Origin of the sequence: Modestobacter excelsi (genome assembly GCF_005930495.1) — a bacterium.
GTDB lineage: Bacteria > Actinomycetota > Actinomycetes > Mycobacteriales > Geodermatophilaceae > Modestobacter > Modestobacter excelsi.
Genome location: NZ_SJEX01000059.1, coordinates 19,381 through 32,494, shown reverse-complemented (window position 1 = coordinate 32,494; position 13,114 = coordinate 19,381). Strand labels below are relative to the sequence as shown.

Annotated in this window: 12 protein-coding genes and 1 pseudogene; 6 read left to right on the top strand and 7 right to left on the bottom strand. The window is 76.4% G+C overall.

Annotated features, from left to right (window positions below):
* Positions 1-866, top strand: a pseudogene (locus tag FHL80_RS17725) ((2Fe-2S)-binding protein); the annotation flags it as partial.
* A 35-nt stretch (positions 867-901) separates the two neighbouring features.
* On the top strand, positions 902-1,357 hold the full coding sequence (locus FHL80_RS17720; protein WP_138734696.1) for a universal stress protein: 456 nt from the start codon (positions 902-904) through the stop codon (positions 1,355-1,357).
* A gap of 87 nt (positions 1,358-1,444) precedes the next feature.
* On the opposite strand, the gene FHL80_RS17715 is transcribed toward FHL80_RS17720, so the two are convergent.
* A complete protein-coding gene (locus FHL80_RS17715; protein WP_138734695.1) occupies positions 1,445-2,680 on the bottom strand; it encodes an MFS transporter in 1,236 nt (411 codons plus the stop codon).
* Between the two features lie 59 nt (positions 2,681-2,739).
* Between FHL80_RS17715 and FHL80_RS17710 the strand changes: the two genes are divergently transcribed.
* Together FHL80_RS17710 and FHL80_RS17705 are read left to right on the top strand one after the other, a co-directional pair.
* Positions 2,740-3,402: an HAD-IA family hydrolase gene (locus tag FHL80_RS17710; protein ID WP_138734694.1), complete on the top strand. Its 663-nt coding sequence runs from the start codon at positions 2,740-2,742 to the stop codon at positions 3,400-3,402.
* 330 nt (positions 3,403-3,732) lie between these two features.
* On the top strand, positions 3,733-4,926 hold the full coding sequence (locus FHL80_RS17705; RefSeq protein WP_138734693.1) for an MBL fold metallo-hydrolase: 1,194 nt from the start codon (positions 3,733-3,735) through the stop codon (positions 4,924-4,926).
* Here FHL80_RS17705 and FHL80_RS17700 read toward each other — a convergent pair.
* Positions 4,910-5,593 (bottom strand): HAD family hydrolase, encoded by a 684-nt coding sequence (locus tag FHL80_RS17700; RefSeq protein WP_138734692.1) that lies wholly within the window; start codon positions 5,591-5,593, stop codon positions 4,910-4,912. The two genes, FHL80_RS17705 and FHL80_RS17700, sit on opposite strands and share 17 nt — an antisense overlap.
* 116 nt (positions 5,594-5,709) lie before the next feature.
* On the opposite strand from FHL80_RS17700, the gene FHL80_RS26365 reads away from it, so the two are divergent.
* Positions 5,710-6,603, top strand: coding sequence for a hypothetical protein (locus tag FHL80_RS26365; protein WP_246078764.1), 894 nt, complete (start codon positions 5,710-5,712; stop codon positions 6,601-6,603).
* A gap of 37 nt (positions 6,604-6,640) precedes the next feature.
* Here FHL80_RS26365 and FHL80_RS17690 read toward each other — a convergent pair whose 3' ends face one another.
* The 5 genes from FHL80_RS17690 to FHL80_RS17670 form a co-directional block, all read right to left on the bottom strand.
* Positions 6,641-7,510: an Fpg/Nei family DNA glycosylase gene (locus tag FHL80_RS17690; protein ID WP_138734691.1), complete on the bottom strand. Its 870-nt coding sequence runs from the start codon at positions 7,508-7,510 to the stop codon at positions 6,641-6,643.
* Positions 7,511-7,613: 103 nt separating this feature from the next.
* A complete protein-coding gene (locus FHL80_RS17685) occupies positions 7,614-8,801 on the bottom strand; it encodes a MalY/PatB family protein (protein ID WP_216870831.1) in 1,188 nt (395 codons plus the stop codon).
* Positions 8,802-8,805: 4 nt separating this feature from the next.
* A complete protein-coding gene (locus tag FHL80_RS17680) occupies positions 8,806-10,221 on the bottom strand; it encodes an NAD-dependent malic enzyme (protein WP_246078763.1) in 1,416 nt (471 codons plus the stop codon).
* A 118-nt stretch (positions 10,222-10,339) separates the two neighbouring features.
* Positions 10,340-10,816, bottom strand: coding sequence for a DUF309 domain-containing protein (locus FHL80_RS17675; protein WP_138734689.1), 477 nt, complete (start codon positions 10,814-10,816; stop codon positions 10,340-10,342).
* Position 10,817: 1 nt separating this feature from the next.
* On the bottom strand, positions 10,818-11,777 hold the full coding sequence (locus tag FHL80_RS17670; protein WP_138734688.1) for an anti-sigma factor RsbA family regulatory protein: 960 nt from the start codon (positions 11,775-11,777) through the stop codon (positions 10,818-10,820).
* Positions 11,778-11,928: 151 nt separating this feature from the next.
* On the opposite strand from FHL80_RS17670, the gene egtE reads away from it, so the two are divergent.
* Positions 11,929-13,071 carry an ergothioneine biosynthesis PLP-dependent enzyme EgtE gene (egtE, locus tag FHL80_RS17665; protein WP_138734687.1) on the top strand — a complete coding sequence of 381 codons (1,143 nt, stop codon included), beginning with the start codon at positions 11,929-11,931 and terminating at the stop codon, positions 13,069-13,071.
* Positions 13,072-13,114: the final 43 nt, after the last annotated feature.

Genomic DNA, 13,114 nt, shown 5'->3' with positions numbered 1-13,114 from the left:
CGCCCACCCCGGACGGCCCGGTGCTCGGCAACCTCGAACCGGCCCTGGAGCACGCCTGGCACCCGGTCGCGCCGGCCGGGGACCTGGTCGAGGGCGGGTACGTCCAGGTGCGGCTGCTGGGCCGGACCTGGACCGTGCACCGCCGTGACGGCGGGGTGGACGCCGACCCGCCGGCCTGGGGCGTCGTCGAACGGCTCGGCCTGGTGTGGATCGCCCCCGACGAACCGCGGGACGAGCTGCTGGACGTGCCGGAGACCACCGACGCCCGGTCCACCGCAGCCTGGCTGGCCCCGGCGCGCAGCACCGCCCCGGCGGGCCTGCTGGCCGACGCCTTCCTGGACGTGGCGCACGCCCGTCGTCGGCACGCCGCCGACCAGCAGCAGGTGCCCGCGTACGAGGTGACGCCCGAGCCGGGCGGCTTCAGCGGCGTCCTGGAGGAGGGGGCCGACGACCCGGGCGTCGCCCACCGGCGCGTCACCTACCGCTACCGGGCCCCCTTCCAGCTGCTGCTCCGGGTGGAGGAGCTGGGCAGCGGTGCGGTCGCGACGGTGCTGCGCCTGCTGCAGCCCGAGGACGCCGACTCGACGCGGGTCCACACCTGCCTGCTGCTGCACGGCCCCGGCGGCGCGGCGCCGGCCCCGGCGGACGTCGTCGCCGAGACGGCGTTCCAGGAGGCGGTGCTCGCCGAGGACCTCGCCCGGCTGACGACGATGGACAGCGCGGGGCTGCCCCTGCAGCTGCGCGATGAGCTGCACGTGCGAGCCGACCGGCTCGGCGTCGCCCTGCGCCGGGCGCTGGCCGACCTCGCCGCCGACGCTGCCGTCACCGACCGGGCGGCCGCACTGCAGCGGCGCGCCTCGGCCTGACCCTCCACCGCCGGCCCCCGGAGGACCATCGGCGTGTGACCGCACCGGGAGCGTTCGAACGGGGCACCGACGGCCCCCGCGTCATCCTCGTCGGCGTGGACGGGTCGCCCACCTCGCTGCGGGCCGCGGCCTACGCCGCCGGCCTCGCCCGCCGGCAGCGCTCGCGGCTGGTCGCGGTGCACGTCACCGAGGCGGCTCCGCCGATGGCCGGCTGGGTGCCCGCCGCGCAGGCGGTCGTCCGGGAGGCCGCCGCCGAGGTCGACGCCGAGCTGCGGCGGGAGATCCTGCTGGCCGCCGAGCAGCTGGGCATCGACGTCGACTACCGCACCCTGCACGGCGACCCGGTGGCCGAGATCTCCCGGATCGCCGACGCCCTGCCCGCCGACGCCGTGCTGGTCGGCACCTCGGAGCAGGCCGGGCACCGGGTGATCGGCTCGGTGGCGGTGCGGCTCGTGCGGATGGGCCACTGGCCGGTGACCGTCGTCCCGTGAGCGAGCCGTGAGCGGCCGGCCCGGACCGAGTGGGCAGTCGTGGTCGCCGACACGGCCGGACACGCCGCCAGCGACGACCGCCACTGCTCAGTCGTCCTCGTCCTCGTCGTCGAAGGCGCCCGCGACGAGGTCCCGGTGGACGACGAGCAGCCGCCAGAGCACCCCGGCGAGCACGAGTTCGGCGGCCCCTGCGACGGCGAACACCGTCGGCACGCTGGTCGCGTCGGCGAGCACCCCGCCGACGAGCGCGCCCAGCGGGATGCCGCCCCATACCAGCGTCCGGTAGCCGCCCTGCACCCGGCCGAACAGCTCCTCGGGGATCAGCGCCTGCCGCAGCGACATGGTGAGCACGTTCCAGAACAGCACCCCCGCCGTCCCGCCGGCGAACAGCGCGCCGGCGACCACGCCGTCGTCGGTGAACGCCATCGCGCCGAGGGTGACGGCGGCGAGCACCGACCCGGCGACCAGCGTGGCGGTCCGGCCGACCGCCCGGGCCAGCGGTGCAGCGGTGAGCCCGCCGACCACGGCACCGACGCCTGCGGCGGTGAGCAGCAGGCCGTAACCGGCCTCGCCGACGTGCAGGGTGTCCAGGGCGAACAGCACCAGCACGCCCGTGGTCATCGACTGGGTGAACGAGGTGCTCGCCGACACCAGCGTCAGCCCGCGCAGGAACCGGTGCCGCCACAGCCAGCCGACGCCCTCGGCGACGTCCCGGCGGATCGTCGTCCGCGGACCGTCGGGCCGCGCCGGCCGGTGCGCACCGGCGATGCCCCCGACGAGCACCGCCGCGAGCAGGAACCCGCCGGCCGTGGTGACCAGCGGCGCGGCGACGGCCAGCGCGAACAGCACCGAGCCCAGCGGCGCACCGATGAAGCCCTGGCTGGCCTCCTCCGCGGTGGTCAGCAGCCCGTTGCCGTGGTCCAACTGCTCCCGGCGCACGACCTGGGGCAGCATCGCCCGGGCCGCGCTGTCGTAGACGGTCTCGGCCACCCCGACGGCGAAGGCGACGGCGTAGAGGACGACGAGCGACGCCGTGCCGGTCAGCGCGGTGACCGCCAGCGCCCCCAGGGCCAGCGCCCGGACGGCGTTGGCCGCGGCCATCGCCCGCTTGCGGTCGACCCGGTCGACGACGGCCCCGGCCGGCAGGGCGAACAGCAACCACGGCAGGAACGCCAGCGACGTGAGCCCGGCCACCTGCACCGGGTCACGGGTCAGGGTCGCCGCCAGCAGCGGCAGCGCCACCAGGTTGATCCCGTCGGCGAGGTTGGAGACGGCGCTGGCCGCGTACAGCCGCCAGAACGCCGGGCCGAGGGGCGTGGACACCCCGACGACCCTGCCAGTGCCGTGCCACCCGTCCGCAGCCCGGCTGGGACGATCAGGCCGTGATCGACCTCGACGCCCTGGGCGGGCGCACCTTCGACGCCGTGCTCTTCGACATGGACGGCACGCTCATCGACTCGATGGCCGGTTCGCTGCAGGCCTGGGCGCGGTGGGCGACCGAGCACGACGTCGACCCCGCGCACCTGGCCGACCTGGGTGGGCGGCCGGCGGCCCAGGTCGTCCCGGCGCTGCTCACCGCCGACCGGGTGGCCGACGCGCTGGCCCGGATCGAGCACCTGGAGAACGAGGTGGCCGCCGACGGCATCGAGCTGCTGCCGGGCACCGTCGAGGCGCTGGCCGCGCTGCCGCCCGACCGGGTGGCGATCGTGACCTCCTGCACCCGCACGCTGCTGGCCGCCCGGCTGACCGGTTCCCGGCTGCCGCGCCCGCGGGAGATCGTCACCTTCGACGACGTCGAGCACGGCAAGCCCGCGCCCGACCCGTTCGTGCTGGGCGCGCAGCGGCTGGGGTTCGACCCGGCCCGCTGCCTGGCGGTCGAGGACGCTCCGGCGGGGCTGGCCTCCGCCCGCGCGGCGGGGTGCACCACGCTGGCCGTCGGCGACACCCACCCGCACGACGAGCTGGACGCCGACGCGCACGCCCCCGACCTCTCGCACGTCCGGTTCACCGCCGGCCCGAGCGGCGTCACCGTCTCGCTGACCTGACCCGCGGGGTCATCCCGGAGGCGGACGACGCCGGCTCCGGGGACGCCGCGCTGTTCGGCCTGCTGCTCAGCGTCCCGCTGGTCTGACGCCGGCGAGCGCCGGCGACCGCGCTGCTCACGGCGTGGCCGGGACCACCGGGCTCACCGGCGCGACCGTCCTCGACCCGGACGGCGTCGAGACGCAGGTGAACGGCGTGGACCCGGCGCAGGCCCGGCCGGTGCTGCGCTCGACCGCCGACCTCACCCTGCCCGAGCAGGGCCAGGTGGTCCTGCCTCACCCGCCGGCGCAGGGGCCGAGCGCGGGCACAGCTGCTCGGGGGATGCTGGGGACGTGCCGTTCCTCCGCCGTGCCGCCACCGTCACCGCCGCCGCCGCCCTCGCCGGCGGCGCCAGCTGGGTCGTCCGCGCCGCCTGGGGCCTGCCGGTCGCCGTGGGCGCGAGCCGACGCCGGCTGCGCCCCACCGTCGCCGGCTCCCCGCAGTTCTCCGACGGGAAGTTCCACAACAGCATGCCGACGCCGACCCTGCGCCCGGCCAACGTCCGGGACGGGCTGCTCCGGCAGTGGCACGAGGAGCGGTACAAGGGGCTGCCGGGCGGGCCGATCCCGCTGCTCTCCTCCGACCTGCCCGCGCAGGCCGGCGAGCTGGCGGTCACCTGGTTCGGGCACTCCAGCGCACTGCTCGAGGTCGACGGCCAGCGGGTGCTGGTCGACCCGGTGTGGGGCGAGCGGGTGTCGCCGTCCCCGCTGATCGGCCCCACCCGGCTGCACCCGCCGCCCACGCCGGTGGAGACGCTGCCCGCGGTGGACGCCGTGGTGGTCAGCCACGACCACTACGACCACCTGGACCTGCCGACCGTGCGGGCGCTGCTGCGCGAGCAGTCCGCGCCGTTCGTGGTCCCGCTGGGCATCGGCGCCCACCTGCGCCGCTGGGGCGTGCCCGAGGACCGGATCGTCGAGCTCGACTGGGACGGTGCCACCACGATCGGCGGCCTGACCCTGACCTGCACCGAGGCGCGGCACTTCTCCGGCCGGTTCTTCCCCCGGGACACCACGCTCTGGTCCTCCTGGGTGGTCACCGGTCCGCGGCACCGGGTCTTCTTCGGCGGCGACACCGGCTACACCCCGGCCTTCGCCGGCATCGGGGCCCGGTTCGGCCCATTCGACCTGGCCCTGCAGCCGATCGGCGCCTACAACGCCGCCTGGCACGCCATCCACATGACCCCGGAGGAGGCGGTGCGGGCCCACGGCGACCTCGGCGGCCGGGTGCTGGTGCCGATCCACTGGGCGACGTTCAACCTGGCGTTCCACCGCTGGGCCGAGCCGGTGCAGCGGCTGCTCGCCGCCGCCGACGCCCACGACGTGCAGGTCGTCGTCCCGCAGCCCGGCGAGCGGGTCGACGTGCTCGACCCGCCGCCGCTGCGCGACTGGTGGACGGCGGTCGGCTCGGCCGACGACGCGCCGACCTCCTCGACGCCGGTGCCGCGACGGACCGGTCCGCTGCGCCGGGTCACCCCCCGGCGCTGACCCGGGCCAGCACGGCGGGCAGCTGCGCCAGGTCGTCGACCTCGTGCGAGGGCTGCGGGCCGGCGGGGTCGACCGAGTGCCCGGGCCGGCGCACCCGGACGACGGCCAGCCCGGCCTCCAGCGCCCCGCGGGTGTCCCGCGCGGAGGCCGGCACGTGCACCTGCGCCCCGGCGTCCCGGGCGCGCCGGTACAGCTCCGGGTGCGGCTTGTAGGCGCGCAGCCGTTCGCTGGTCAGGACGGCGTCCGCGGCCACCAGCGCGGCGGCCCGGGTGCGGCCGAACAGCTCGTCGTCGACGTTGGACAGCACGCCGACCCGGTGGCTGCGGCCCACCGCGGCGAGCCCGGCCACGACATCGGGCCACAGCGGCCAGTCCGGCAGCGAGCCGAGCAGCACCTCGACGTCCGCGGTCGGGTCCGCCTCGAGGTCCCGGGCGGCGTAGGTGGCGGCGAGCGCCCGGCGGGAGTGCTCGGCGAAGGAGACCCACGGGGCGGCGTCGTCGTGCGGGAGGTCCTTCTGCGAGGCCTTGTTGCGGGCGTCCCAGTCGTCGTAGAGGTCGGTCCCTGCGACGTCCCACCCGTGGGTGGCGGCGAGGCCGGCGAAGGCCGCCGAACCGCCGGTGCGCGAGTCGATCAGGGCGCTGAACAGGTCGAAGGTCACCAGGGCCATGCCGCCATCGTCGCCTGCACCGGTCCCCGGCGCCGGGCCGGCACGGTTGAGATCCGCCGCCGGCGGGCACCCAGGGAGCCACCGATCCAGCCACGGATCAGCCAGGAGGTCCTCGCATGGCCGCTCAGAACCGCGTCACCGACACCGTCCGCGCCGTGTTCAGCGGCAACCGGGCCTCCGGCGACACCAACGCCATCTCCGGGGCCGGGGCGCACGCCGGCACCTCCGACCGGGCGGACACCGTCGACACGACCCACCTCGCCGACGCGCCGCACCCGGCCGACACGACAGGCACCGCCGACGACGAGACCACCATCGCCTCGCCGGTGGTGGACCGGACGCCGACGATCCGGTCCACCCCCGCCGCGGCCGCCGCGGCCGCCGCGAGCACCCCGCCGCCAGGCACCGGCACCGCCGCCGACGTCGACCGGCACCGCGGGCTGGGCCGCACCGACCGGCAGCAGGTCGTCGCCGCGCAGCAGGCCCGCTTCGGCGGGATCTCCTGGGGTGCGGCGTTCTTCGGCTGGCTGTCGGCGAACGGGATGGCGGTCATCCTCATCGCCCTGCTGTCGGCCGGCGGCCTCGCCTTCGGCCTCTCCGACGCGGTGAGCTCGGTCGACCAGGCGGCCGACTCGGCAGCGTCGGGCATCGGGCTCGGCGCGGGCATCGCGCTGCTGGTCGTGCTCTTCCTGGCCTACCTCGCGGGCGGCTACGTCGCCGGTCGGATGGCGCGCTTCGACGGCGTCAAGCAGGGCGTCGCGGTGTGGGTGATCGGCCTGGTCGTGGTCCTCCTGCTGGCGCTGGCCGGGGTGTTCTTCGGGTCGGAGTACAACGTCTTCTCCGACCTGGACCTGCCGCGCATCCCGGTCGACGAGGGGAGCGCGACGACCGCCGGCATCATCGCGCTGGTCGCCGTCCTGCTCGCGACGCTGGTCGGCGCCGTCCTCGGCGGCGTCCTCGGCGCCCGCTACCACCGCAAGGTCGACCGGGTCGGCTTCGACGCCGTCTGAGTGGAGTCCCCGGCCCGGGAGGGGGTCCTCGGTCCGCTCAGCGCAGCAGCTTGGACATCCGCCGGTCCGCCAGCGGCTTGCCGCCGGTCTGGCAGGTCGGGCAGTACTGCAGCGAGGTGTCGGCGAAGGAGACCTCGCGGACGGTGTCCCCGCACACCGGGCACGGCAGCCCGGTGCGGGCGTGCACCTGCAGCCCGGCCCGCTTCTCGCCCTTCAGCGTCGCCGCCCGCTGGCCGAGCTGCCGGTCCAGCGCGTCGGTCAGCGTCTCCCGCACCGCCGCGTGCAGCCGGAGCAGCTCGTCGTCGGTGACCTTGTCGGCCATCTTGAACGGCGACAGCCTGGCGGCGTGCAGGATCTCGTCGGAGTAGGCGTTGCCGATGCCGGCGAGCACGGTCTGGTCGGTGAGCGTCCCCTTGAGCTGGGTGTGCCGCCCGACCAGCAGCGCGCCGAACTGCTCGGTGTCCACGGCCAGGGCGTCCGGGCCGAGCCGGGCGATCCCCGGCACCTCCGACGGCGAGCGGACGACGTAGACCGCGAGCCCCTTGCGGGTGCCCTGCTCGGTGAGGTCGAAGCCCTCCGGCAGCTCCCCCTCCCGCGGCTCGAGGTGCACCCGCAGCGCCAGCGGCCCCTTGCCCGGCTTGGGCGGCGCGGTGGGCAGGTCCTTGCGCCAGTGCAGCCAGCCGGCCCGGGCCAGGTGCACCACCAGGTGCAGGCCGGAGACGTCGAGGTCGAGGAACTTGCCGTGCCGCGTGGCGCCGGTCAGCTCCAGCCCGGCCAGCGCGGACAGCGGCGGGTCGAAGGTCTTGATCGCCTGGACGGCGGCCAGGTCGACGCGCGTGACCACACGGCCGACGGCGTTCTCGCGGAGGAACGCCGCCAGGGCCTCCACCTCGGGCAACTCGGGCATGATCGCATGGTCGTCCTCCGGACGACACCGCGTCCAGCTGCCGTCCCCCCTCGTGGGGAGCCGCTGACGTCCCTCCTCGGGGAGGCCTCCGGCCCCCCGCTCGTCAGGACACAGGACCCGCCGCCCCAGGGACCACGGCGGCCATGCGGGCGACGATGGTGCGCAGCACCGGCCGGGGCGTGGCCAGGTTGAGGCGCACGTGCCCGGCCCCGGGGGCGCCGCACTCCGGCCCGTCGACCAGGGCCACCCCGGCCTCCCGCAGGAAGAACTCGCCCAGCGAGCCCTCGACGCCCAGCTCCCGGCCGTCCAGCCAGGCCAGGTAGGTGCCCTCGGGCGGGGTGTACCGGACCTGCGGCAGCTGCTCGGCGAGCAGCTCCGCGAGCAGCCTGCGGTTGCTGTCCAAGTAGGTCAGGACGTCGTCCAGCCACTCCTCCCCCGCGGTGTAGGCGGCGGTGCTGGCCAGGACGCCCGGGGTGGACGCCCCGTGCCCGGTCCGGTCGCCGACCTCCGCCCAGTGCGCGGCGTCCGCGGGGTCGGACAGCAGCAGCTGCGCGGTCTTGAGCCCGGGGACGTTGAACGCCTTGGACACCGACGTGGCGGTCACGGTGTGCGCGGCCGTCGCCGGCGACAGCGCGGCGTAGGGCCGGTGCACCGCGCCGGGGTACACCAACGGCGCGTGGATGGCGTCGGCGAACACCCGGGCGCCGTGCCGCTCGACCACCTCGGCGATCCCGCGCTGCTCGGCCTCGGTGGCCACCCGCCCGGTCGGGTTGTGCGGGTCGACGTGCACCAGCAGCGCCCCGCCGGCGGCGAAGGCCCGGTCCAGCCCGTCGAGGTCGTCGGTGAGCCGGCCGCTCGCGTCCCGGACCATCGGCACCTCGATCAGCTCCCGGCCCATCGCCCGCGGGACCACCAGGAACGGCATGTACGCCGGCGTGGGCAGCACGATGGGGGCGCCCGGCGGCGTGAAGTGCTCGATGGTGGCCTGCAGGCCCGCCGTGACGTCGGCCAGCGGGGTGATCCACTCCGGCGGCAGCTCCCAGCCGTGGCGGCGACGCTGGAAGTCCGCGCAGGCCACGGCCATGTCCCGGGCCGCCGCGTCCGGCAGGTAGCCCAGCGCCCCCGCGTCCACCGCGTCGTGCAGCGCGCGGGTGACGACCGGCGCCGTCCCGAAGTCCATCTCCGCGACGAAGGCACCGATCACGTCGCCGTAGCGGGTCCACTTCAGGCTGCCGGCCGACCGCAGGGCGTCCTCGGTGAGCGCGTCGAAGGAGGCGGAGGGGCCGGTCACCGGGTCAGTGGGCGTCCGTGGTGGTCGGAGCCGTCGCACCGGGCTCGGCGCGGGCCGAGTGCTCCACGGCGGCGGCGACGGCCTGGGCGACGGCCGGGTCGAAGACGCTCGGGATGATGTAGTTGGCGTTGAGCTGCTCGTCGCGCACCACCGCGGCCAGCGCCTCGGCGGCGGCGAGCAGCATGCCCGGCCGCACCTCCTTGGCGCGGGCGTCGAGCAGCCCGCGGAACACCCCGGGGAACGCCAGCACGTTGTTGATCTGGTTGGGCAGGTCCGAGCGACCCGAGGCGACGACGGCGGCGTACTGCCGGGCCCGCACCGGGTCGACGTCCGGCGTGGGGTTGGCCATCGGGAAGACCACCGCCCGCTCGTTCATCCCGGCCAGCGCCTCGGCCTGGATCACGTTGGCCGCGCTGACGCCGATGAACACGTCGGCGCCGACGAGCGCGTCGGGGAGCTCGCCGCGCCGGCAGCCGGGGTTGGTGCGCCGGGCCAGCTCGAGCTTGGTCGGCGAGAGCCGCACGTCGTCGGGGGAGAGGATGCCCTCGCGGTCCCAGACCAGCACCTTCGTGGCGCCGGCCTCCAGCAGCAGCGAGACGATCGCCGTGCCCGCCGCCCCTCCGCCGGCGACCACGACCTGCACGTCCTCGAGCGGCTTCTCCACGACCCGCAGCGCGTTGCGCAGCGCGGCGAGCACGCAGATCGCCGTCCCGTGCTGGTCGTCGTGGAAGACCGGGATGTCCAGCTTCTCCCGCAACCGGGCCTCGATCTCGAAGCACCGCGGTGCGGCGATGTCCTCGAGGTTGATGCCGCCGAAGCCCGGGGCGATGAGCTCGACGGTGCGGACGATCTCGTCGACGTCCTGGGTGTCCAGCGCGATCGGCCACGCGTCGATGTCGGCGAACCGCTTGAACAGCGCGGCCTTGCCCTCCATGACCGGCATCGACGCCCCCGGCCCGATGTCACCCAGGCCCAGCACGGCCGAGCCGTCGGTGACGACCGCGACGGTGTTGCCCTTGATGGTCAGCCGGCGGACGTCCTCCGGGTGCTCGGCCAGCGCCAGGCAAACCCGCGCGACGCCGGGGGTGTAGGCCATCGACAGGTCGTCGCGGGTCTTCAGCGGCACCTTGGACGCGACCTCCAGCTTCCCGCCCAGGTGCAGCAGGAAGGTGCGGTCGCTGACCTTGCGGACGTGCACGTTGTCGACCGCGTCGAGCGCGGCGACGACCTCCTCGGAGTGCGCGGCGTCGGCGGCCGAGCAGGTGACGTCGACGGTGAGGCCGTCGGGGCGGGACTCGACGACGTCGATGGCGGTCACCGCACCGCCGGCGCTGCCCACCGCAGTGGCGATCCGCCCGACGCTGGCCGGGTCGCCGTCGGCGGCGAGGCGGACGGTGATCGAGTAGGACGCGGAGGTCACCAGCCCACGGGCGACGGGCGGTGCGGTCGGCGCTGAGGCGCTCGCTTCAGGGGTGATGGCCGTCACACCCTCATCGTGGCACTCACCGTGGTCGTCCCACCACAGGGCACCCGCCAGGTCAGCCGGTCAGCCGGGGCGGGGTGAGGTCGACCGGTGCGCCTGATCCTGCGGCACCGGCCAGCCGCTCCCCCCACGCCACGAGGCCGGTCAGGTCGACCCCGTGCCGGGCCGCCGCGGCTCCCGCGGTGCCCAGCGACCGCGCCCCGCGGGCCAGCAGGGTGGCCGCGCCCGGGCCGTTCCCGCGGGCGGCGTGGGTGAGACCGACCGCGAGCTGCGCCAGGCCGCGCCACAGGTCGCGTTCGTCGTCCGGACCGGTCTTCCAGGCGTCCTCGAGCACCTCGTGGGCGTGGAAGGGGCGGCCGGCGTCGAGCAGCGCCTGCGCCTCGCGCAGGGTGTCCTCCGGCGTGCGGACGACGCCCTCCGGAGCCCGCGGCTCGCCCACCGAGCCGTAGGGCAGCGGCCGGCCGAGCGCGTCCCGGGGGCGGGCGTTGCGGGCCCGACCGGCGTCGTCGCGGTCCCGGGAGGCGCCGGTCACGTCAGCGCAAGACGGTGGTCAGCCGGACCTGGACGCCCTCGTCGGCGGCGGTGATGTCCACGTGGTCGCACAGCTGGCGGGCCAGCCAGAGCCCCATGCCGCCCAGCGACAGGTCGTCGCCGTGGGCCGGCCCGTAGCCGATGAACGGGTCCTGCAGGCCGGCGCCGCGGTCGGTGACCGTGCAGACCAGCCGCCGGTCGTCGACCCACAACCGCAGGTCGACCGGCGGCCGGCCGTGGCGCAGCGCGTTGGTCGTCATCTCGTCGACGGCGAGCAGGAAGTCCTCCAGCGCCGACTCGGTGCCCGTCGGCAGCCGGGCGTCCGCGGCCCGCGCGGCCAGGTCCCGGCGCAGCCCGCGCAGGTCGCGCACCGAGTCCGCGCGCACCAGCGGCTCGGTCTCCTCCAGCGGCTCGACCGGCACCGGCAGCGAGGTGAGGTACTCGGCGGCGTCGACGTGCCCGGGGTTGGCCACCGCGGCACCCTCCACCTGCAGCGAGGGGTGCGTGTCCCGGGCGGCCTGGACCAGCTCGGGCGCCGCCCGGCGGGTGTCGCACAGGCACAGCACGAGCAGCGGACCCTCACCGAGCAGCTCCGCCTCGTCGAGCTGGTGGTCCAGGACGGCGTCGTAGCGCTGCCACTCGCGCCAGGTGTCGCGGTCCGGCCCGGCCAGCGGCTCGAGGACGACGCGCACCACCGGCCGGCCGGGCGTGCGGTGCCGCTCCCCGAGCCGGCGGACCGCGGTGACCGCCGCAGCCGGGCCGTGGCCGTACACCTCGCCCCACTCGGCCCAGGCGACCTGCGGGCGGTCGGCCAGCGCCTTCTGCAGCAGCTCCGTGGTGGGGTCGGTGCAGGCGATGACGACCTGCTCACCGGCGTCCAGGGCGTCCTGGACGAAGGCCACCGTGCCGTCGACCAGTTCTGGGTCCGAGGCGCCGATGAGTGCCCGGTGCGCCCCGTCCATGCCGCTGGTCCCCGATCCGTCGTCGCCGGGCTGCCGTGCTGGCAGCCGTGCTGCTCGTCCCCTACCCGGCCGGAGCGGACCCACGCGTGCTCCAGCCCACCGCCCCCGGCAGGGTGACCGACCGCACGGGCGGTGCCTTAGCGTCGGGAGGATGAGCGCGCTCCCGCACGACGACCTGGGCACCGGGTGGCGGGCCGCCCGACCGCGGCCGGCCGTGGTCCACCTGAACTCGGCGGCCTGCAGCCGGCAGAGCGAGCAGGTGCTGGCGGCGGTGGCCCGGCACGCCCGGCACGAGGCGGAGGTGGGGGCGCACGTGGCCGAGGCCGCCGCCGAGGGCCTGCTGCAGCAAGGCCGCTCGGTGCTCGCCGGGCTGGTCGGGATGGCCGCGGCCGACGTCGCCTTCACCGAGAGCGCGTCGGCCTCTGTGCGCACGCTCATCGGCCGCTGGCGGCTCGCCCCCGGCACCCGGGTGGGCGTGCTGCCCGGCGAGTACTGGCACAACGCCGCCGTCCTCGCCGACGCCGGCCTGATGCCGGTGGTGCTGCCGGCCGACGACCTCGGCCGCGCCGACCTGGCCGGCGTCGAGCGGGTGCTCCGCGACGACCCGCCCGCGCTCGTGCACGTCACCCTGGTGGCCAGCCACCGCGGTGTCGTCCAGCCCGGCCGAGAGCTGGCCGCGGTCTGCCGCGCCGCCGGTGTGCCGCTGGTGCTCGACGTCGCCCAGGCGCTCGGGCAGGTGGACTGCGACCTCGGCGCCGACGTCGCCTACGCGCCGGCCCGCAAGTGGCTGGCCGGGCCCCGCGGCGTGGGATTCCTGGTGATGCGACCGGGGATCACCGAGCGGCTGACCCCGCTGGTCGGCCCGGAGCTCTTCGACGACGCGGGCGCCGGCGTCGACCACGCCCGCTGGTACGAGTCCGCCGACGCCCACGTCGCCGGCCGGGTCGGCCTGGTGGTCGCCCTCGGCGAGCACCTGGCGGCCGGGCCGGACCGGGTGCGCGGCCGGCTGGCCGCCCTCGGCCGGGCCACCCGGGAACGGCTCGCCGGGCGGGGCGGCTGGTCGGTCGTCGAGCCGCTGGACTCCCCGACCGCGATCACCACGCTGCGGCCGCCGGCCGGCGTCGACGTCGCGAGGACCGTCGCGCGGCTGCACGCCGAGCACGGCGTCCTGGTGACGGCGGTGGGCCGGGAGCGCGCCCCCGCGGAACTCGACGGCCCGGTGCTGCGGGTCTCGCCGCACGTGGACGCCACCCTCGACGACCTCGACGCGCTGGCGGCCGGGCTGGCCCGCTGAGGAGTCGCTGCATCCGGATCGGGGGGCCGGGCGGAAGGAGCAG